The 20,076-nt window shown below is 70.1% G+C and carries 14 protein-coding genes; 7 read left to right on the top strand and 7 right to left on the bottom strand.

The features are described 5' to 3' along the window. Window positions 1–47: 47 nt before the first annotated feature. Window positions 48–1,337 (bottom strand): PAS domain S-box protein, encoded by a 1,290-nt coding sequence (locus WME82_RS22955; RefSeq protein WP_438044545.1) that lies wholly within the window; start codon window positions 1,335–1,337, stop codon window positions 48–50. A gap of 319 nt (window positions 1,338–1,656) precedes the next feature. On the opposite strand from WME82_RS22955, the gene WME82_RS22950 reads away from it, so the two are divergent. Next, window positions 1,657–2,829 (top strand): lysylphosphatidylglycerol synthase domain-containing protein, encoded by a 1,173-nt coding sequence (locus WME82_RS22950; protein WP_438044544.1) that lies wholly within the window; start codon window positions 1,657–1,659, stop codon window positions 2,827–2,829. Window positions 2,830–3,069: 240 nt separating this feature from the next. Then, entirely contained in the window at window positions 3,070–7,077 is a 4,008-nt protein-coding gene (locus WME82_RS22945) for a chemotaxis protein CheB (protein WP_438044543.1), read from the top strand. Between the two features lie 118 nt (window positions 7,078–7,195). Here WME82_RS22945 and WME82_RS22940 read toward each other — a convergent pair whose 3' ends face one another. After that, entirely contained in the window at window positions 7,196–7,750 is a 555-nt protein-coding gene (locus WME82_RS22940; RefSeq protein ID WP_438044542.1) for a hypothetical protein, read from the bottom strand. 254 nt (window positions 7,751–8,004) lie between these two features. Then, entirely contained in the window at window positions 8,005–9,024 is a 1,020-nt protein-coding gene (locus tag WME82_RS22935) for a lactonase family protein (RefSeq protein ID WP_438044541.1), read from the bottom strand. 275 nt (window positions 9,025–9,299) lie between these two features. Between WME82_RS22935 and WME82_RS22930 the strand changes: the two genes are divergently transcribed. After that, window positions 9,300–9,860 carry a hypothetical protein gene (locus WME82_RS22930; RefSeq protein WP_438044540.1) on the top strand — a complete coding sequence of 187 codons (561 nt, stop codon included), beginning with the start codon at window positions 9,300–9,302 and terminating at the stop codon, window positions 9,858–9,860. A gap of 35 nt (window positions 9,861–9,895) precedes the next feature. Here WME82_RS22930 and WME82_RS22925 read toward each other — a convergent pair whose 3' ends face one another. Further along, entirely contained in the window at window positions 9,896–10,660 is a 765-nt protein-coding gene (locus tag WME82_RS22925; protein WP_437917114.1) for a CAP domain-containing protein, read from the bottom strand. A 145-nt stretch (window positions 10,661–10,805) separates the two neighbouring features. Between WME82_RS22925 and WME82_RS22920 the strand changes: the two genes are divergently transcribed. Continuing rightward, the gene (locus tag WME82_RS22920) at window positions 10,806–11,150 is read left to right on the top strand and encodes a hypothetical protein (RefSeq protein WP_438044539.1); all 345 of its coding nucleotides are present in this window, start codon (window positions 10,806–10,808) and stop codon (window positions 11,148–11,150) included. A gap of 183 nt (window positions 11,151–11,333) precedes the next feature. Here the strand turns inward: WME82_RS22920 and WME82_RS22915 are convergent, their stop codons facing one another. Then, window positions 11,334–12,656, bottom strand: coding sequence for an extracellular catalytic domain type 1 short-chain-length polyhydroxyalkanoate depolymerase (locus WME82_RS22915; protein ID WP_438044538.1), 1,323 nt, complete (start codon window positions 12,654–12,656; stop codon window positions 11,334–11,336). Between the two features lie 474 nt (window positions 12,657–13,130). On the opposite strand from WME82_RS22915, the gene WME82_RS22910 reads away from it, so the two are divergent. From WME82_RS22910 to WME82_RS22900, 3 genes are read left to right on the top strand one after another with little or no spacing between them, the layout of a single operon-like run. Next, entirely contained in the window at window positions 13,131–14,624 is a 1,494-nt protein-coding gene (locus WME82_RS22910) for a protein kinase domain-containing protein (RefSeq protein WP_438044537.1), read from the top strand. Further along, window positions 14,614–15,606 (top strand): hypothetical protein, encoded by a 993-nt coding sequence (locus tag WME82_RS22905; RefSeq protein WP_438044536.1) that lies wholly within the window; start codon window positions 14,614–14,616, stop codon window positions 15,604–15,606. Before WME82_RS22910 ends, WME82_RS22905 begins: the two co-directional genes overlap by 11 nt. Then, window positions 15,606–16,397 carry a hypothetical protein gene (locus tag WME82_RS22900; protein ID WP_438044535.1) on the top strand — a complete coding sequence of 264 codons (792 nt, stop codon included), beginning with the start codon at window positions 15,606–15,608 and terminating at the stop codon, window positions 16,395–16,397. The genes WME82_RS22905 and WME82_RS22900 overlap by 1 nt, the downstream gene beginning before the upstream one ends. 117 nt (window positions 16,398–16,514) lie before the next feature. Here WME82_RS22900 and WME82_RS22895 read toward each other — a convergent pair whose 3' ends face one another. Both WME82_RS22895 and WME82_RS22890 read right to left on the bottom strand, forming a co-directional pair. After that, on the bottom strand, window positions 16,515–17,654 hold the full coding sequence (locus WME82_RS22895) for a hypothetical protein (protein ID WP_438044534.1): 1,140 nt from the start codon (window positions 17,652–17,654) through the stop codon (window positions 16,515–16,517). A gap of 448 nt (window positions 17,655–18,102) precedes the next feature. After that, window positions 18,103–19,893: a trypsin-like serine peptidase gene (locus WME82_RS22890; RefSeq protein ID WP_438044533.1), complete on the bottom strand. Its 1,791-nt coding sequence runs from the start codon at window positions 19,891–19,893 to the stop codon at window positions 18,103–18,105. Between the last annotated feature and the right edge of the window lie 183 nt (window positions 19,894–20,076).

Genomic DNA, 20,076 nt, shown 5'->3' with positions numbered 1-20,076 from the left:
CGCGCTCCTGGCGGCGACGCCCCGCCGGGCAGGAGCTCCGCAGCCCGTCACCCGTCGCGGCGCCGCGGGCTGCCCGACCTCCTCCCGCCGCGGCGCGAGCGCCCCAGCGCGTGGTGGAGCCCGCTCTGGAGCGAGCTCAGCGTGACGATCTCCCGGAGGTCGATGCCGATACCCACCATCGTCTGCGCCACCTCGGGGCCGACGCCGGTGAGGATGACCTCCGCGCCGAGCAGCTTGACCGCCTGGGCCGCTCTGATCAGCGAGTCCGCGATCTCGGCGTCCACCACCGGCACGCCGGTGACGTCGAGGATGACCGTGGCCGCGCGCTGCGCCACCACCCCCTCCAGCAAGCGCTCCAGCAGCTGCTCGATGCGCACCCGGTCGAGCCGCCCGACGAGGGGCATCACCAGGATCCCCGCGTCGAGCGGGATGAGCGGCGTCGAGAGCTCCCGGATGGTCGCCTCCTGCGCGTCGATCATCTGCGCTTGAAGCGCCGCGCGCTCCGCCTCGGCCCGCCGGAGCTCGGTCACGTCGTAGCCCTCGGCGATCAGGAGGACGCTCTGGCCCAGCGTGTCGAGGATCGGCTTCATCTTGAGGTCGAGCGTCGCCACGCGCCCGCCGGGCCCGTGGAGCTTCACCTCGCACGACGACGGCTCGCCCGCCGCCGCCCGGCGGACGCACTCCCTGATCCGCTCCCCTGCGCTCGCTCCGCCGACCCAGAACGGCGCCTGCCAGAGCGGCCCGCCGCGCGCTTCGCCCGGCCGCGCCCCGGTGAAATCGGCCATCGTCCGGTTGCACTCGATCAGGTCCCCGTGCGGGGTGAGCAGGCCGATGAACATCGAGGTCTCGTCGAAGATCGCCCGGAACTTCTGCTCGCTCTCGCGCAGCGCCTGCTCGCGCTTCAGCTGCTCCGTGAGGGGGCGCGAGAAGGCCGAGAAGAACTGCTCGTCACCGCTCTGGACGAGGTGAGAGCTCACCTCGACGTCGATCAGGTGGCCGTCCTTGTGGCGGTGCCTCGCGAGGAAGCGGAGCGACCCCCTGGCCTTGATCTCCTCGATGACCATGGCGACCTCGCGCGGCGGCCGCGGGTCGATCTGGCCGATGTTCATCGTCAGGAGCTCGCTCCGGTCGTAACCCACGATGCCGGCGAAGGATGGATTGCAGTCGAGGATCTCGCCGTTCATCCCGACGACGTGGAACCCCTCGCCGGCCGCCTGCAGGATCAGCCGCGTCCGCTCCTCCCGGCGCCCCAGCTGCTCATGGAGCCTGTCGATCTCCTTGCGCAATCCAGCGTTCTCCACCCGGAGCCGCTCGATGCTTTCCTGATCTGTCTCCACGTTCGCTCTTCCTTCCATCCTTCCGGCCGCCCCTCCCACCGAGGAGCCGCTCGCCCCTCCCGCGCGTCTCAAACGAACAAGGAAGATAGCCGATCCCGGCGTCAAGCCGCGCGCTCGTCGGCTGCCCGGGCGCGTCAGGCGCGCTCGACCGGAGCGGACGAGCTCGGCGCACCGCCGCGCTTGTCGCGGCGTGCCGCGGCGTGCCGCGGCGTGTCGCCGCGGCGTTGCGCCCATGACATCAGCGCGCGACGCGCCTGCGCGATACGAGCGCTCGCCCTCGACCTCAGGCCCTCGGCCGGCGCCGGAGCGCGAACGTGCGATGACTCTCCTTGCCCCTGACGCTGCCCGTGACGCCCACGATGAGCCTCTCCGCGGGGCGCGATCCCGCCCGGGCGCGGGCGCCGTCGCGCTGAGGTGGCTCGGGGTCGCCGTCGCGGGGGCGGCGCTCTGGAGCACGCTGCGCGGCGCGGATCTCCCGAGCGTCGCGGCGCTCATCGCCTCGGTGGGAGCGCCGATGATGGCGCTCGCCCTCGTCCCCAACCTCGTCGCGCGGCTCTTCCAGGCCGAAGCGAGCCGGCGCATCTTCGACACGCGCACGCGCAACCCCGCGTCCGGCCGCCACGCGCCGTTCTCCCGGTATCTCGCGCTCACGCTGTCGACCGAGGCGCTCACCATGAGCGTCCCCGCCGGCGCTGCCCTCTCCGAGTCGGTCACGTTCTATCTGCTGCGCCGGTGGTGCGGGATCCCGGGACCGCAGGGCGTCGCCGGCATCGCGGCGCGCAGGGCGCTGATCGTCCTCGCGAACGCGGCGTACGTGGCGATCGCCCTCGCGCTCGGCTTCAACCACCTGGAGCGCGCCTCGCGCCCCCTGATCGGCGGGCCGTGGCTCCCGTGGCTCGTGGTCCTCTCGGGGCTCGGCCTGCTCGCCGTGGCGCTCGCGCTCGGGGGCGCGCTCCTCTCGGGCACGGTCGCGTCGCGGGTCTTCGCGTGGCTGAAGCGCCTGCCCGGCCAGCGCGTGAAGGCCTATATCGACGCGAGGGCCGCGGCCTTCTCCGCGACCGACAGGCACGCGGCCGCGCTCGGGGAGCGTCGCGCTGCGCTCGCCGCGGCGGAGCTGCTGCTGCTCGGGATGTGGCTCGCCGAGGGGGCGGAGACGTACTTCTTCCTCCGGCTGCTCGGGGTCGACGTCTCGCTCTCCGAGGTCCTCTCGTTCGAGGTCGTCCTCGCGCTCCTCCGCGCCGCCGCCTTCATGGTGCCTGCCGGGCTCGGCGTGCAGGACGCCGGCTATGTCGCCTTCCTGACCGCGCTCGGCGTGCCCGCCGCCGCCACGGTGGGCGCCGCCTTCGTCCTCATCAAGCGCGCCAAGGAGCTCGTGTGGATAGCGCTCGGCCTGCTCGTGTTCTTCGGCGGCCGGGCGGCCTTCCGCCCGGCGCCCGCACCCACGGCGGGAAGCGAGGCGACGAGAGGACGAGACGGTGTGGTGACGAGATGACGAGGCCGTCGCGCCGCCGCAAGACCACCACATGTGGCGCGCAGCGAGGCAATTTGTCACACGTCCGACGTCCGCCCTCCGCGTGAATTCCGGGGATTTTGGCCCAGGTGAAGGCGCTCGCCAGCGGCCACAGCCTGGGCACGCTTGCTGCCGTCGAGGTCGGTCATGTCGACCGAGCGCGAGGTGCGCGATGCCACAAAGACAAGAACACGCACAGTCCGGCCAGAGGTGGCGCCCTACGTGGTAGGAATCGGCGCTTCGGCGGGGGGGCTCGAGGCGCTCGAGCACTTCTTCGCGAACATCCCGAAGGAGAGCGGGATGGCCTTCGTCGTGGTCCAGCACCTGTCGCCGGACTTCAAGAGCCTGATGGACGAGATCCTCGGGCGCCGCACCGAGCTGCCCATTCACCTCGTCGAGAACGGCATGCCGGTCGAGCCCGACCACATCTATCTGATCCCGCCGAAGAAGGAGATGATCATCTCCGGCGACCGCCTCCTCCTCAGCGAGCGAGACCGCGACCAGGAGCTCACGCTGCCCATCGACGTGTTCTTTCGATCCCTCGCGCAGGACTGCGGCCCGCGGGCGATCGCCGTGATCCTCTCCGGGGGTGGGAGCGATGGCTCACGGGGGATCCGCGCGGTCCACGAGGCCGGCGGGCTGGTCGTCGTGCAGGACGTCGACAGCGCGCAGTTCGATGGGATGCCGAAGACCGCGCGAGACGCCGGTGTGGCCGACTGCGTCCTGCCTCCCCAGGACATGCCGCGCGTCCTCCTCGAGCACGTGAGGTCCCAGGGGCGCCGGCCGGAGCGGGACGCGGCCAGCGTCGATCAGGGAATGAGCGTGGTCTACAGGATGCTCGAGGAGCAGTTCGGCATCGACTTCACGCACTACAAACCGAGCACGGTCACCCGGCGCATCGAGCGACGGATCCAGCTCGCGCATACGGACGATATCGAACAGTACGTCGAGCGCTTGAAGAGCAAGTCGAGCGAGCTCGACGTGCTCTACCGTGACCTCCTCATCGGCGTGACGCGCTTCTTCCGGAACGAGGAAGCGTTCGGCATCCTCGAGCGCTCGGTGCTCCCCGAGCTCCTGCGAGCGGGACCGCGCGACGCCCCGTTCCGCGTGTGGGTCGCCGGCTGCGCGACGGGCGAAGAGGTCTATTCGCTCGCCATCCTCCTCCACGAGCTCACGTCCGGGGGCGGCCACCGCCCGTTCAAGATCTTCGCGACCGACGTGCACCACGGATCGCTCGAGGTCGCGACGCGCGGGATCTACGAGGAAGAGGCGGTGGTGAACGTCTCGCCCCAGCGTCTCGAGCGGCATTTCATCCGGCGCGGACGCAGCTACCAGATTGTCCCCGATCTCCGCCAGGCGGTCGTCTTCGCGCACCACAACGTGATCAAGGACGCGCCGTTCACGCGCGTCGACTTCATCAGCTGCCGCAACATGCTCATCTACCTCCAGCCGGCGGTGCAGCAGAAGGTCCTGAGCCTCTTTCACTTCGCGCTCAAACGCGGGGGCGTGGTGCTCCTCGGGCCCAGCGAGACCCCGGGGCACCTCGCGCACGACTTCGAGATCGTCGACAAGCAATGGCGGATCTACCGGAAGTACAGCGACCGGCGGATGCAGGTCGAGCCCCGCTTTCAGCCGGCGTCGCCGAAGGGCCAGAGCGCCCCGCGCTCGGGCATCACCGCGCCCGTCGCGCGCCACCCGGCGTCGCACTTGCTCGGGACCTACGACGCGCTGCTCGACGAGTTCATGCCTCCGAGCCTCCTCGTCAATGACACAGGGGAGCTCGTCCACGCGTTCGGCGGCGCGAGCCGATTCCTGAAGGTCAAGGATGGCAGACAGGGGCTCGACGCCTTCGAGATGCTGGACTGCGACCTCAAGATGGTGCTGATGGGGGGCCTGCAGCGCGTCATCAAGGAGCGCACGGCGATCGTGTTCAAGGGGGTGCAAGCGGAGGGCGGCATCTACAAGATCACGATGCGCCGCGTCGAGAGCCGACGAGGGACCTTGCCCCACGTCCTCATCACCTTCGACGCGATCGACGGGGCGCCGCGGCGGGCGGCGATGCCGGAGATGGAGATTGACCTCGACGACGTATCGCGCGAGCAGCTCGGCGCGCTCGAGGCGGAGCTCGGTTACACGAAGCAGACCTTGCAGGCGATGACCGAGCAGCTCGAGGCGAGCAACGAGGAGCTGCAGGCGGCGAACGAAGAGCTCCTCGCTTCCAACGAGGAGCTGCAGAGCACGAACGAGGAGCTCCAGAGCGTCAACGAGGAGCTCTACTCGGTGAACGCGGAGTACCAGCGGAAGATCGCCGATCTCACCGAGCTCGGAAACGACATGGAGAACCTCCTGTCGAGCACGGACATTGGCACGATCTTCCTCGACAGGGAGCTCAAGATCAGGAAATTCACGCCGCAGATCGCGGAGAGCTTCAACCTGCTCTTGCAGGACGTCGGCAGGCCGATCGAGACGTTCACGTATGCGGTCGACCACCCGGAGCTCACCGCGGATCTCAAGCGCGTGCTCGCGACGGGGGAGCGCGTGGAGCGCGAGCTGCGCGACCGGCATGGCCGCTCGTTCTTTCTTCGCATCCTCCCCTACCGTGCCAAGGGCACCATCGCGGGGGTCGTGCTCACGCTCATCGACGTGAGCGGCCTGAAGGCGGCGGAGGACGCGCTCTTCCACGAGCGCTATCTCCTGAATAGCCTGCTCCGCAGCGTGCCCGACGCGATCTACTTCAAGGACGCGCGCGGCCGGTTCATTCGCACGAACCACGCCATGGCGGAGCGCCTCGGCCTCTCCGATCCAGGCGAAGCGGCGGGCAAGACCGGCTTCGAGCTGCCCGGGTACGAGGCGGCGCTCGCCGTTCACCGGCAGGACGAGGTGGTGCTGCGGACCGGCGAGGCGCAGCATTACAAGCTGGAGAAGCGCGTGCTGCAGGATGGCGTCGTGGAGTGGGACCTCGTCACGCGGCTCCCGCTCATCGATGCTGCGCGCCACATCGTGGGTATCATCGGCATCTTCCGGAGCGTCACCGCGCAAAAGCGATCGGAGGAGCAGATCAAGGACGCCGTGCGCAGGCGCGACGAGTTCCTCGCCATGCTGTCGCACGAGCTCCGCAACCCTCTCGGCGCGATCGTCCACGCCACGGCGCTGCTCAAGGAAGACTGCTCCGCGTCGGACGGCGCGTACGGGCTCGACGAGAAGGTCGTCCAGATCCTCGAGCGTCAGTCCGCGCAGATGGCGCGCCTGCTCGACGATCTGCTGGAGGCGAGCCGCGTCACGCAGAACAAGATCGAGCTTCGAAAGCGCGTGCTCGACCTCGGCTCGGTGGTGAAGGACGCCGCCGACGCGGTCAGGAACCTCATGGACACGCGCGGCGTCGACTTCTCGGTCGTGGTCGATCCAGAGCCGATCTGGGTCGAGGGCGACCCTGCGCGGCTCCAGCAGGTTCACGTGAACCTGCTCAACAACGCCGCGAAGTACACGTCGCGAGGGGGGCATGTCACCCTGGAGGCCAAGCGCCTGGACGGACACGCGGTGGTCCGCGTGAAGGACGACGGCGTCGGGATCCCGAAGGAGATGCTCGACACGGTGTTCGAGCTCTTCGTGCAATCGAGCCGCACCCTGGACCGATCGGCGGGAGGGCTCGGCGTGGGGCTCACCCTCGTCCGGGGCCTCGTCGAAAAGCACGGCGGCACCGTGAGCGCGCGGAGCGACGGGGAGGGCAAAGGGTGCGAGTTCGAGGTGCAGCTGCCGATCTCCGAGCCGTCATCCGAGCAGGAGGCGACGCGCGGCTCGCTCCTCGCGGAGTTCCCCAGGAGATCGCGGATCGTCGTCGTGGAGGACAACAACGACGGCCGCGAGGCGCTCTGCGCGCTCCTGGCGCGCGCCGGGTTCGAGTGTCATTCGGCGTCACACGGGATCTCGGGGATCGAGCTCATGGACGAGGTGCTCCCGCACGTGGCCATCGTGGACATCGGGCTGCCGGGGATCGACGGCCTCGAGTTCGCGCGCCGCGTCCGAGAGAAACCCCAGCACAAGAGCGTCTATCTGATCGCGCTCACCGGCTACGGGCAGCAGGGCGACCGCGAGAGGGCGCGTGAAGCCGGGTTTAACGAGCACCTCGTGAAGCCCGTCGATCTCGCCACGCTCAAGCGGCTGCTCGCCGAAGGCGAGCCGGTGACGGGCGAGAGCGGCGCCGGAAGCGCTCGCCCGACGGGCCCTTCCTGAGCGTCACGCCTCCTCGCCCAGCGAACCAGCTCGTTTCGTCTGCGCGCTTCGGTCTGCGCTGGGCGTCAGGCGGCGCCGGCGCGGCTCGACGACCGAGCTGGCCGGCGCCGGCGGGCCGTCAGAGGCATTCGACGAGGCCGTCGTAGAGCGAGCGGTCCGTTCCGGGGAGCTCCGCGTCGATCGCCCGACCTGCCGCCGCCGAGAGCGCCTCGACGAGGTCGGTCACGGCCGTGTCCGGGGCGATGGGCATCTCGCAGAGGAAGATCCTCGCGTCGACCTCGACATCGCCCGTGGAAGGCACGATCTCCTCGTTGCTCGCGGCGAGGACCCACACACAGCGGCCTATCGTCCCGGCGTGCTCCTCGACGGAGCAACGGAATCGAAGCGGCTCGTAGTTGCTGAAATCGCCCTCGCAGAAGGTGTCGCCGCACACGACGTCGAAGTCGTCGTTCAGCTCGCGAAGCAGCCCGTACCAGGCGTCGATCTCCTCCGAGCTGGTGAAGTACGACGCGGCGTCGACGAAGCTCTTCGCGCTCGTCGAGCCGGCCGGCGCCGCTGCGTCGTCGTGCTGCGGAGGGGGGCTCTCCGGTGGCTCCGGGGTGGCGCCTTGCGCGGTGGAGCAGGCGAGCGCGAGGACAGGGAGAAGCATGGACATGGCATGACGAACCGACATGGGTGCCTCCATCCGAGCGCGGCGCGTGGCGCCGGCTCGGGCCAGCACGCCGCTTCCGGGCTTCGCGCTGTCCCGCAACGGCGGGGACCAGCGCGAGGTCGGACCTCACGGCGTTCTGGTGGGCACGTAGTGCGAGCGGTGTGCCGCGCCTTTTTGCCGGATCTTTTGACCCTCTCCGCGCTCCGGGACCTGGCGGCCGCCACCCGCGCCGCCAGTTTCGCCAGCTCGGGGTCATCGCGCGCGCGGCGTTCAGATCAGGGGAAGCTCAGGATCTCCACCCAGTGCGGACCTCGGCCCACCGGGTACGACGTCGAGGAGGTGAGCCGGCCGCTCTCGCGGTCGATCGCGTGCACACGCACCGCATGCGAGAGCTGCCCGGCGGCGACGAGCCAGCGGCCGCCGGGGTCGATCTGGAAGCCGCGCGGCTGCTGTTCCGTGGCCGCGTGTGAGACCAGGCTCAGACGGCCGGTCTGCGCATCGACGCTGAACCCGGCCAGCGTGCTGGAGGTGCGCTCCGACGTGTAGAGGAAGCGGCCGTCGGGCGTGAGGTGCAGGTCCGCCGCCCAGGGCTTGCCGGAGAAGCCCTCGGGCAGCGTGGAGAGGCTCTGCACCGGCGCCAGCGTCCCGCGCTCGGCGTCGAAGGCCAGGACGTCGACGCGCGCGTCCAGCTCGTTGAGCAGGTAGACGAAGCGCCCGTCGGGAGCGAACGCGAGGTGGCGCGGGCCGGCCTGCGGACGCACAGGCAGCGCCGGCGGATCGTTCGGTGTGAGCTGGCCAGTGGCCGCGTCGAAGCGCCACTGCACCACCACATCCGAGCCGAGGGCGCTGACGAAGACGTAGCGGTTCGACGGATCCACCAGCGTGGCATGCGCATGGCGGCCGGTGAGCAACACCGCGGCAGGCTCGCCCACCGTGCCGTCGCTGCCGATCGGGCTGATGCTGGTCTTGTGGCCGCCGTAGGAGGCGCCGAAGAGATGGCGCCCGCTGCGATCGGTGATGAGGTGCGACATCCTGTCGGGCAGCGGCGCCGCCGACAGCGGCGCGAGCCGCCCGCTCGCCGCGTCGAGCGCGAAGCTCTGCACCGCGTGGGGCTCGGTGCGCAGCGCGACGTAGAGGAAGCGTCGGTCCGGCGACACCGCCAGCGGGCCGGCCTGGCCTTCGATGCCGACGGCCTGTACCAGCGCCAGCGACCCGTCGGCGGGGTCCAGGCGCAGCACCGAGATCTCGCAGCTCTCGGCGTTGGAGACGTAGACGTAGGTGGCGGCTTGGATCATCGCGGCGAAGAGGCTGGAGGCCAGCGCCAGTATCCACCATCCGGCCGGCCTCGCGCCACAGATCCCGCGACGGGCGGCGCACCTCCCGGCGTCGCGGCAACGCGCGCCATCGGGCAGGCCCCCGACCTCACAGCGGAAACACCATGGACGAATCGCGCGAGGACCTGCACGATGCCTCGCCATGGGACGAAAGAAGGCGCATGCTGCGGCGATGAGCCGCTCCCCGCGGGCGTGATGGTCTGTCTCGGCGCATGGGCGCGGAGGTGCAAGGTCCGATGCTGAAATGGCTGCTCGTCGGGCTCGTTGTGTTCCTGGTCTACCGGTTCGCGATGAAGCGGCCGCGTTACGATCGGCTGTTCTCGCCGGACCACCTGATCGAGCTCTCGCGCGGGCTCGGCCGCGCCAAGGACACCGCGCTCAAGCGCCCCGGAGGGGGCCCGCCCGCGGACCCGTTCGCCGAGGGCAATGCGTTCATCACGTCCGCCGACATCGCCGTGGTGTATACCGTCGCCGAGGCCGGCGAGACCGGACGAGAGCACCACGTCTCGCTCTCGCTTCGCGGCGGCGCTCTCGCTCGCGCCGCCGCGGGATTCCTTGCCGCGGCGCTCTGTCGATTGCTCGGCCTGGGGGAGACGCAGCGCGTGCTCGCGATCTCGAACAGCGGCGTCTACCACCTGATCTTCCAGGTCCCCGCCGCGGACGAGGCGCGATTCGCAGCGCAATCCGTCCCGAAGCTCGACGACGCGTCTGCGCGGAGGCTCGTCGGCGTGGCCATGGAGGATCGGGGGCCGCTGCTCGCGCGCCTCGGCAAGCTCGACGTCAAGGTCCCGAAATGATGTTCTTGCCGGAGCTGAAGGGGAACGAGAATCCTCTATTCGCAGTCGACGAACACGACATCGTAGGCGATGCTCGCCGAGATTCCGGAGACGCTCACGGAGTAGGTGTTGCCGGCTTCAGGGTCCCAGCCGTTCGGCACGATGCGGATGGCGTTCGTGGAGCCGTAGCGCCCCTGGAGCGGCTCCACGTCGACGGCCAGCGGGGCTCCGCCGCTCGTGATCGTGACCTCGGCGTTCTCGAGCTCGATGTCCTCGCTCTGAATCGACCAGCCGGTGTCGCTGAGTGAGCTCCAGCGGTCGCCGTACGCCTGCATCGGGAACACCCCGGGCGGAGGCCAGGCCGTCCACTCCTTGCCGGCGCGCCCCGTCCCTCCGATGTTCTGCATGCAGGAGGCGCCGTTCTTGCCGGTCGAGCCGAGGCCGATCGGGCCGAGATCGTTCGCAAGGATGATGCGCCGGTGGCCGAAGGTCGTCTCGTTCCCGGGGTCGATCAAATAGCCCTGAACGCTCGCGACGCCGGGGCCACTCGAGATGTTGCTCGTCCTCGCGCCGTCCGCGCCTGCTTTCGAGTAGCACTTCCAGCTCTCCGGCGGCTCGTGCGAGAGGTCATTGTTCGCGTCCATCATGAGCGCGCAGGCCTGGGCCTGCACGTCGCGGGTGGGCTCGGTCACGACCGGGGGCAAGTCCGCCAGCCAGCGGTACAGGTTGAAGAGCCGGAGCGCGTTCGCTCGACCGTCGGCAGAGATGTCTCCCGGGTCGCACTCGGGATCCAGCGAGCCGCTCCACGTGCCTTCGCTCATGTCGGCGGTGTCGGCGTTGAAGCGCGCGCAGGTGCCTTCCGGCGAGCGATCGCCCGTCTCGGGTGTCGACCCTCCCGAACCCCCCGATGCCGTGCCTGCCGAGCCGCCGCCGCCTGCTCCTGTGCCGACCGCGGACGAACCTCCCGTGGAGCTGCCGCCGGATCCTCCGGTGCTCGAGGCGCCCGAGCCTGAACCCGCACCGCCGCTGCTCGCGGCTGTTCCACCCGTCCCGCCCGACCCGGAGGCCGGCGGTGAGCCGCCCGACGAACCTGACGTGCCAGGATCGGCATCTTCGCTGCTGCAGGACGCGGCGGCCGCGACGAGGAGCGCCGCCGATGCGACGAGTCGAAAGCGAGGGAAAGCCGTCTTCATGATGGAAGGAAATCCAAACGTCTCGGAAACGTCAAGCCCCGAAGGCACGTTCCTCCAGATCGGCGCAGGCACGGATCACACCTGCGGACTGAGCACGGATGGCACGGTAAATTGCTAAGGGAAGCTCGAATTCGGAAAATCTACGGATCCCGAGGGCACCTTCGCCGCGATCAGCGTGAGTGCCAGCTTCAACTGCGGGCTGAAGATGGATCGAAAGGTGTACTGCGGGGGGGATAACGACTACCGCCAGCTCTGGCTGCCGCTGGCACCTTGGACCGAGCTCCTCGCCGGCGCTGCACGCTCACGCAGCAGAGCGGCGACGGCGGCGGACCACCGCGCCGAGCCCTGCCACGAGCAATCCGACGAGCGCGCCGCGAGGCAGCTGACCCCTGGAGGCCACGTTGAAGCTGCACCCACCCGCGTCGTCCGACGTGCCGTCGCCGCCTGTCGTGGCCGGATCGCTGTCTCCGGAAGAGGTGCTTCCACCCCCGTTGCCCGTCGACCCGCCCGTGGTGGCTCCGCCGGCGCCTTCCGCCGCGCCTCCGGTGGTCGCTCCGTTACCGGCGCCGCTGGTCGCGCTGCCACCTTCGCCGCCAGCGCCGCTGGTCACGCTGCCACCTTCGCCGCCAGCGCCGCTGGTCGCGCTGCCGCCTGCGCCTGAAGCGCTGCCGTTTGCGGCGCCACCTCCGCCCGATGCGTCGCTGCCTCCGGTTCCATCACCGCCGCCCGCGCCTTCGCCGGTGGACGGAGGGTCCATATCCAGCCCGAAGAAGCGCACGGCGTCGCCCCACAAGCCTCGCCCCGAGAGATCGTGCGGGGCGCCTTGCGCGGAGTTCGTCTCCAGGACGAGCTTCCCCGCAGCATTCGTGTAAGAGGACCGATTCCAGGTATCCGAGGAACCCCTGAAGCTGCTCGTCTTGCCGTCGGACTGATTCAGACCCAGGACGTTCGTCCACTGCGCGATCTCGGCAGGAAAGTTCGGGTCGTAGTTGAGCGTGGTGTCACCCGTTCCGTGCCAGAGCTGAAGCCGAGGCCGTGCGCCGGTGAAGTTCGGGCTCGCCTTGCGCACGATGTCACCCCACTGGGCAGCGGTCCTGTTGGCAGGGGTCGTCCAGCCATAGGCGTTGCCTCCCGTCCAGGCGCCGGCGGGAACACCAGCCAGCACCGAACCCCCGGCGAACACGTCGGGGTAGGCAGCGAGGAGCGCATTCGTCATGCAAGCGCCGGAGGAGGCCCCCGCAGCGAAGACTCGGGTCGGATCGGCGTGGTGCTGTGTGATGGCGTACTGGACCATCTTGGTGATGGCCTCTCGCTCACCGCTGCGCGCGGGCGTCGCGTCAAAGCAGTTGCCGCCTGCTTGCGGAGTGATGATGAGGAAGCCGTGCTGATCCGCCAGACTCTGGAACCAGCCGTGAGCGTTTCCGGCGTTCCCGCTGCAGTAGTGCAGCGAGACCACGACCCCCGGCGAAGCGTCGACCTTGTCCGGGACGTAGAGGTCCATGGGCGTGTTCCCGCCGTAGTTGACCCGGGTCTGCCACGAAGCCGCCAATGACGGCGAGATCGCGAGCAACACGGTTGCGAGGGAAGCGGCGGCGGGCGCGACGAATCGAAGGGTGGTGGTCATTGGCTACCTCGCTATCGCTATATCAATAACAGTCGACGAGTAGAACAGAAATCGCGACTCGCCGACGTCCCATCGGTCGCTTCTGATCTTGATGTGAATTGCCGCGATGCGGCTTCCATGTGTGAGAGCATTTGTATCATATTTTTGCAGGCAAGCCGAGGCGCGTAGTCGAGGCAATCCCGATCGCTGGGCGAGGAGGTGTGTCGTTTCGTAACGATCCGTCGGTGTGTCGTTTCGTAACAATCGGTGAAAGGAATGGAAGGGCCCGTCAGCGCCGCGGCCATCGCTGAAGATTGGGTCGTCGTCGCTCTGGTCCCGGCGGGTTGCGACGAGTCAGGGTGGAGCGGCCGCGACAGGACAGGAGAGGCCAATCCATGGCAGCGCTGCCCGGCTGAGGCCGGCCCGGTGGAAAATTGCATGAGCCTCTGACCGTGACGTGGCATAGTGGATGCCCTTCTTCCGCCCTGGCCTGCCATGTCGAGCCCCGACGAGACCACGATTGCCCCTGGGGATGTCCTCCTCGGCAAGTATCGCGTGGAGAGCGTCCTCGGGCGGGGCGCCATGGGGCTCGTCGTCGCCGCGCGCCACCTGGCCCTCGACGAGCGCGTCGCGATCAAGGTGCTGTTGCCGAAGTACGTGCGGGATCCGGAGATCCTCCAGCGCTTCCTGAGGGAGGGGCGCGCCGCCGTGCGCGTCCGCAGCCAGCACGTCGTGCGCGTCGCCGACGTCGGCACGCTCGAGAGCGGCGCGCCGTACATGGTGATGGATCACCTCGAGGGGAGGGACCTCGCCGCCGTGCTCGCGGAGAGCGGGCGCCTCGCGGTGCCCGTGGCCGTCGAGCTGGTGCTCCAGGTCTGCGAGGCGCTCGCGGAGGCGCACGCGCAAGGCATCGTTCACCGGGACGTGAAGCCGAGCAACCTGTTCGTCACGCGGAACGCGGACGGCTCGCCGTGCGTCAAGGTGCTCGACTTCGGGATCTCCAAGATGACGCACGCGGAGGACCACGCGTTGACGCGGGTGGGGGGAGTGCTCGGCTCGCCCCTCTACATGTCCCCCGAGCAGCTCCGCTCCTCGAGCGACGTCGACGGCCGCGCGGACATCTATTCGCTGGGCGTCGTCCTCTTCGAGCTGCTCACGGGGCGAACGCCGTTCTTCGCGCACGAGCTCGCGCAGCTGGTCTACCTGGTCACGCAGGGGGAGCCGCAGCGGCCGCGCGCCCTCCGCCCGGACCTCCCGGAGCCGCTGGAGCACGTGATCCTCGCGGCGATCGCGCGCGATCGCGATCGCCGGTTCCCGACCGTCGCGGATCTCGCGCTCGCGCTGGTGCCGTTCGCTCCGCCGCACGCGCGCGCGGCGGCCGAGCGCCTCTTCGGCGCGCTGCGCGGCGCGCTCCCGGCCGGGGCCCTGCCGCCCGGCGCTGCTCGCACCGCCACGGCGGTCACTGCGGCCGGGGCGACGCTCCCCGCGTCGACCGTGCCCCTCGGCGGGGGAGCGCTCACCATCGCGCCGCTCGGTACGACGAACCGCAGGCCAGCGTCGCGCGAGAAGCGCGCCGCCGCGATCGGGCTCGGCCTTGCGCTCGTGAGCGGCGGCCTGCTCTTCTGGCGCATGTCGGACCGGGCCCCGCGCGACATCGAGCGCGAGACGGCGTCGTCGGCGGGCCCTCAGGGCGCGGTCCCGGAGCCGCGCCCCGCGCAGCCGAGCGCCGGGCCGGAGCCGGTCCCCGCGCAGCCGAGCGCCGGGCCGGACGCGGCCGTCGAGCCGGCCGCCAGCGCCGTGCCGCCGCCCAGCGCCGCTCCCGGCGCGTCGGCCGAGGGGCCGCCGCCCGAGGCGCGCGCCGCCGCCCCCGGCGCCCCCGCCGCGCAGAGGCCCGCGAGGCCGGGCGGCTCGGCGCAGCCGGCGAAGCGCGGCGCGCCGCAGGGGAAGCGGCCCTCCAGCGCCGACCCGTTCTCGCGCGATGTCTTCTGATACCTTCGCCGACACGATGACGCCGCCGCAGACGAAAGGCCGACCGAAGCGCGGGTGCGCCGCGCGCCTCTGCGCGATCGGCATCGGCCTGGCCGCGGCGATCGCTGGCGGGCGCGCGGCGAGGGCCGAGGACAAGGCGGGCGCCGTGGCGCTGTTCCGGGAGGCGGGAGCGCTCGTCGACGCTGGCCAGGCGTCGCGCGCCTGCCCCAAGTACGAGGAGAGCCTGCGCCTCTACGACAGCGTCAACACCCGCTATTTCCTCGCCGATTGCTACGAGCGCATCGGCAAGATGGCCTCCGCGTGGGCGCACTTCCTCGAGGTCGCCGCGCGGGTGCACGCGAGCGGCGACCGGGAGAAGGAGGCGAAGGCGCGCGAGCGCGCGGCGGCCGTCCAGCCGAAGGTCTCGCGCCTCTCGGTGGTCGTCGAGGCCGCGAGCACGCCGGGCCTCGAGGTGAAGCGCGACGGCACGCCGGTCGGCCCCGGCCAGTGGGGCGTGCCCATGCCGGTCGACGCGGGGACCCACGTGATCCAGGCGAGCGCGCCGGGCAAGCGGGCGTGGACGGCGCAGGTCGAGGTGAAGCCGGGCGGCGTGACCTCGACCCTCGTCGTGCGCGCGCTGGAGGACGATCCCGCGTCGAGCGACGCGGGCGGCGCGGGGGATGGGCGCCGCACGATCGCGCTCGTCACGGCAGGCGCGGGGGTCGTCGCCGTCGGCGTCGGGGCGGGGCTCGGCTTCGCGGCGAAGTCGAGGTTCGACGAGTCGCGCCCGTTCTGCAACGGCGACCGCTGCGATCGGCGCGGCATGGACATCCGCGGCAGCGCCGTGGCGCGCGCGAACGTCGCGACCGTGGTCTTCGGCGTCGGCCTCGCGGCCATCGCCGGCGGCGGCGTGCTGTGGCTCACCGCGAAGGGCTCGACCCAGGGCGCGTCGCTCGGGCTTTCGCCCGCGCTGGGCGGCGCGCTCGTGCAAGGCAGCTTCTGATGCGCTTCCAGGTGCTCACGGTCGCCCTCTGCGCGTCGGTGTCGCTGAGCGGATGCGGCCTCGTCCTTGGCATCTCGCCCGGCGAATACGACCCGGATCCGTTCGGCATCGATGACGGCGCCGGGGGAGCCGGCGGCTCGGACGAGGGGGCGGGCGGCGCCGGCGGATCGGGCGGCTCGGACGCGGAGCCCGAGCTCCCTGCCTGCACCGCGCTCCTCGACGATCTGGAGGACGGCGACGGCGCGATCCTCCGGTGCAAGGACCGTGTCGGCAGCTGGTACACGTACAACGACGGCACCCGGGGCGGCGCGCAGACCCCTCTGCCCGGCCGCCCGTTCGTACCGGTCTCGCCCGGGCACGATCCGAGCGAGTACGCCGCTCACGTCGCGGGGAGCGGCTTCCTCTCGAGGGGGGCCGGCATGGGGTTCGACCTGAACTTCGCCCCAGGGGGCGCGAAGCTCACCCACGACGCGTCTGCCTACTCGGGCCTGACCTTCTGGGCCAAGGCGGCGGCGCCGACGCACATCTACGTGAACTTCCCCGACCGCAACACCGATCGCGAGGGCGGCGTGTGTGAAGGCTCCGGCTGCGGCGATCACTTCGGCGAGGGGATCGACATCACGACCGAGTGGGCGCAGTACACGGTCATGTTCGATATCCTCAGCACGGACGGCTGGGGCGTGCCTGCGCCCCCGGCGTTCGACGCTGCGCACGCTTACTCGATCGAGTTCCACACGGCGAAGTCGACCGTGTTCGACATGCTCGTGGACGACATCGCGTTCGTCCCGTGACGAAGCCCGCCCCCCCACCATCGGTCACGACCACGTTCGTGAGCCATGGTGGTGGGCGTGGTCTGAGCGCGACCGAACGAGCTTGGTGAACCCCGATGCCCTCGAGCAGGCGGCTGCCTATTCGTCGGTGACGTGCATGACGCGGTTGCTGTTCATGTGGATGAGGATGGCGGTGTCGGTCGCGGGATGGGTGTCCAGTTGAAGGGACGGGTTATAGCCCGCGGCGGTGGGCGTGACCGTGCCCGTGGTGCTCCACCCGCTCGTCCCCCGCCTGGCCAGCCAGGGCGCTGAGCCCTTTCTGTAGGCGATCTGCGGGTTGAAGGCGTCATCGATCACCAGGGATAGATAGGACCCCTGAACCGCCGTGTCGACGGTGCTCACCGTCCAGTTCCCGGTCAAGAAGCTCCACGAGGCGGACTTCAAATCATTGTTGCTCGTGTACACGATCTCGCGACGGAGCGACCTGGCGTCCATCGACGCGTAGCCCCCGCCGTTCGCGTCGATCAGGGTGGTCGTCCAGGTGCCGAGAGAGGGCCCGACGAACCGGCTCACCTGCACCCCGACCGAGCTCTCGGCGAAGGCGACGAGCGGCGTCCCGCCATCGAGGGCGATCGCGTCGGAGGCCAGCCTGATCTGGTTCGTGTTCGCCTTGATCGTCCCGGTGAACCACGGATTTCCGCCGGTCTTCCGCGCGTGTTTCAGGCTCCGGACGCCAGCGCTCGTCTCCGTGGTGTAGACGACATAGACGATGTAATCCTGGATCCCCGAGTCGTACCTGACCTCGATCGAGGGGGTACGAACCACATCGACGGAGTCGACCGTCTCGCAGTCCCACTGGCTGAGGACGCCGCAGTTGCCGGCGTTTCCGCCGACCCGCCTTGCGACCTTCAGACGATACGTGTCGACGTCGACGTACGCGATGAACTCGGTGCCGTCCTCCTTGCCGATGGCCATCGAGAGGCCGTTGAGGAAGTTCACGGATTCATCGACCGTCTCTATCACCCAGGGCATCCATCCGAAGGGGAAGCCGACGTTGGCCTCCCGGCGGGCGACCATGACGACGTCGCCGGTGGTATCGCTGTAGGCGACGCTGTGCCACTTGCTCCAGGCGCCCCCTCCCCAGTCTTTCCACGCATAGCCCTGCGCCGTGTGTCCGACCGCGCTGGTGCCGGGGATCGGCCCCGTGGACCACGCCATCGCCTCGGAGCCCACCAGCAAGACGGCCGCCGCCATCGTGAACCGAATTCCTCTGAGCATGACCCGTCAACCTCCCATTGCATCACGGTGCAAGAAAGCCAGACGGAGCGCCGCCCCGTCGACACGGGGCATTGGCAAGCTGCATGCCAGAGAAGCGAGCCTCTCTCGACATCCAAGCACGAAGGGGGCCTCCCGACGGGCCGCTAGCGCATCGTCCTCGCGTTCGCGGCTCTGGCATCCGTGCGCATCGAGAGCGCCTGCCGGATCCGTGACATGTCACGTGACATGTCACATGACATGTCACGATATCGAACGCTCGAGAGGGCGCCGTGGTGCCTGAAGCCCGACCGCGTGCGCGTCCGCGCCGCGCTCGGCGCTGCGCTGGCAGCGCCGGAGCTCGACGGGCCCGCCCCGCTCGCGGACGTCCAGGGGCCGCCCATCGTGCCGGCGGCTCGCCCCGGGAAACGCGCGCCGAGGAGGTGCAGGCGGGCGGCGCGACGGCGCCGGCTCACATCGCGGTGATCGCGATGTTGTCGACGAGGACCGGATCGCCGGTCGAGGCGCGGATCTGCAGGTTGTTGTCGTCCGACGGCGGGGTGAACGTCGCCGAGCAGGTGGTGCTCCACGCGCTCGAGGGCGAGAAGCTCGTCCACATCACCTGGGCGCCGCCGCTCACGACGCGGAGCTCGGCCTGGGAAGACCCGCTCGCGGTGGTCCTGCGCGCGTCGAAGCAGATCTGGTACGGCCGCCCCGCGGCCAGCGCGAGCTGGCGGTTGCGCACCGGGTAGCCCGTCGCGCTCTGCGTCACGCGGACCGCCCAGTTGGGCGTGCCCGTCACCCGCCCGTCCGGGACCACCTGCGCCCGGCTCCCGTCGACGTCGTTGCGCCAGTTCGTGCGCTTGTCGAAGGTGTCGAAGTTCATGACGGCGGTGCTCTTCACGACGCTCGGCGCGGACACGAGGATGTCCGCGGTCCCGAATACGCCGAGCCCGAGCGTGAGCCCGTCGGACGGGGCGTTCACCTCGAACGTGTGCATCTGCCAGCCCGATCCCACGGTGTTCGCCACGTATTCGCCCCCGAGCCATGTCGTGCCGCTCTTCAGCCCCACCCACAGCGAGCTCGTGTACTGGCTCGCCTGCGTGTTGGTCATGAGCGTGATCCGGTAGCTGCCCGCGGCCAGGTTCAGCTTGCCGTGCGAGAGCGCGTCGGCGTAGCCCGCGCCGGTCGTGCGGTTGATGCGCGCCCACCGGTTCGTCACGTCGAGGGTCGCGAGCGCGGTGAGGTCCCAGAGCGCGTTGCGGCGCACGCTGTCGAAGCCGAGGTTGTACCAGTCGCGCCGCGCCTCGCCGCGCAGCCGCTCGAGGTCGCGCTGGATGTCGAACTCCCAGTCGAGCTCCTTGTCCGCCCAGCCGTAGTAGTTGGCCGGGGTGAGGCCGAGGCTCGTGACGAGCGAGACGTTGACCGTGGGGCCCTGGGCCGCGGGGTCGAAGCTCGGGTTGACGTAACCCCAGAAGAGCAGATCGCGCATCGAGAGGGCGTTGCGGCCCCAGCACCCGCCGGAGCACGCCGTGGACAGCGGGGCGATGATCATCTTGCCGTTCGCCGCGTTGAAATGGGGCGAGCCGCTCATGCCACCTTCCCCCCAGACGTTCATCTCGACGCCGGTGTTCGGCGCCGAGGCCGGGGTGAACCAGTGCCCCGCGCCGGTGACGCTCGTGACCTGGCCGTTCGCGTACATGCGCGTGTCGAAGGGGAGGCTGCCGTTCTGCTGGTTGTTCGCCGAGATGCTGTAGATCTGCTGTCCGACGACGGGCGGCGACACGTCGAAATCGACGTAGCCGTACTTGTCGCCCGGGTTCTCGCCGGCGGCGTTCGGCCAGCAGAAGAAGAGCACGCCGTCCGTGTCGTTGAACGTCTGCTCCATCGCGTCGCACGTGAAGGCCTCCGTGTCCGACGCGGCCGTGCTGCCGTTCCGGTACGTGCGGAAGGTGATGGTCGTCGGCCCGCCCCCGCAGTGGGCCGCGCTGAAGAAGACGTTCGGCCCGATCATCACGCCGTTGCAGTAGCCGCCCAGCGACGCCTCGGCGAACTGGCTCACCGCGACGTCCGGGTTCGCATAGTAAAGGCTGGCGGCGTTGACGATCCGCTGGTTCGGGCTGAGCGTCATCTCGGCGGCGAGCGCGCTCTCGGCCTCTCCGACCGGCTCGTCGTCGAGCTCATCGACGCCGGCCGTCGCGGCGCAGCCGGTGGTGACAAGGATTCCGAGGAACGGTGCGGTGCGGAAGAAGTGCTTCGACATGGTCGTCTCCGTGGGCTCCTGCGCGCTCGCGCGGCGCCGCGGCGCTGGCTGGCTGACACGCAGCGACGCGCCTGGATCGCTGTGCGTTCGACGCCCGGCCAAGCAACCGATATGCCGTCAGCGAACCGTGGAGTCCGCGTTGCTGTCGGCGAGTTTGTCGCGCGGCCGTCGCACCGCGCCGCG

Source organism: Sorangium sp. So ce128 (assembly GCF_051525245.1).
GTDB classification, from domain to species: domain Bacteria; phylum Myxococcota_A; class Polyangia; order Polyangiales; family Polyangiaceae; genus Sorangium; species Sorangium cellulosum_B.
The sequence above is the reverse complement of the archived record's forward strand: the minus strand, read 5'-3'. Positions and strand labels throughout refer to the sequence as shown.

Coding starts and splice junctions, on each gene's coding strand:
- WME82_RS22950 (WP_438044544.1), top strand. CDS start 1,657: ATGACTCTCCTTGCCCCTGACGCTGCCCGTGACGCCCACGATGAGCCT.
- WME82_RS22940 (WP_438044542.1), bottom strand. CDS start 7,750: ATGTCGGTTCGTCATGCCATGTCCATGCTTCTCCCTGTCCTCGCGCTC.
- WME82_RS22935 (WP_438044541.1), bottom strand. CDS start 9,024: ATGATCCAAGCCGCCACCTACGTCTACGTCTCCAACGCCGAGAGCTGC.
- WME82_RS22930 (WP_438044540.1), top strand. CDS start 9,300: ATGCTGAAATGGCTGCTCGTCGGGCTCGTTGTGTTCCTGGTCTACCGG.
- WME82_RS22925 (WP_437917114.1), bottom strand. CDS start 10,660: ATGAGCGAAGGCACGTGGAGCGGCTCGCTGGATCCCGAGTGCGACCCG.
- WME82_RS22915 (WP_438044538.1), bottom strand. CDS start 12,656: ATGACCACCACCCTTCGATTCGTCGCGCCCGCCGCCGCTTCCCTCGCA.
- WME82_RS22910 (WP_438044537.1), top strand. CDS start 13,131: ATGTCGAGCCCCGACGAGACCACGATTGCCCCTGGGGATGTCCTCCTC.
- WME82_RS22905 (WP_438044536.1), top strand. CDS start 14,614: ATGTCTTCTGATACCTTCGCCGACACGATGACGCCGCCGCAGACGAAA.
- WME82_RS22900 (WP_438044535.1), top strand. CDS start 15,606: ATGCGCTTCCAGGTGCTCACGGTCGCCCTCTGCGCGTCGGTGTCGCTG.
- WME82_RS22895 (WP_438044534.1), bottom strand. CDS start 17,654: ATGCTCAGAGGAATTCGGTTCACGATGGCGGCGGCCGTCTTGCTGGTG.
- WME82_RS22890 (WP_438044533.1), bottom strand. CDS start 19,893: ATGTCGAAGCACTTCTTCCGCACCGCACCGTTCCTCGGAATCCTTGTC.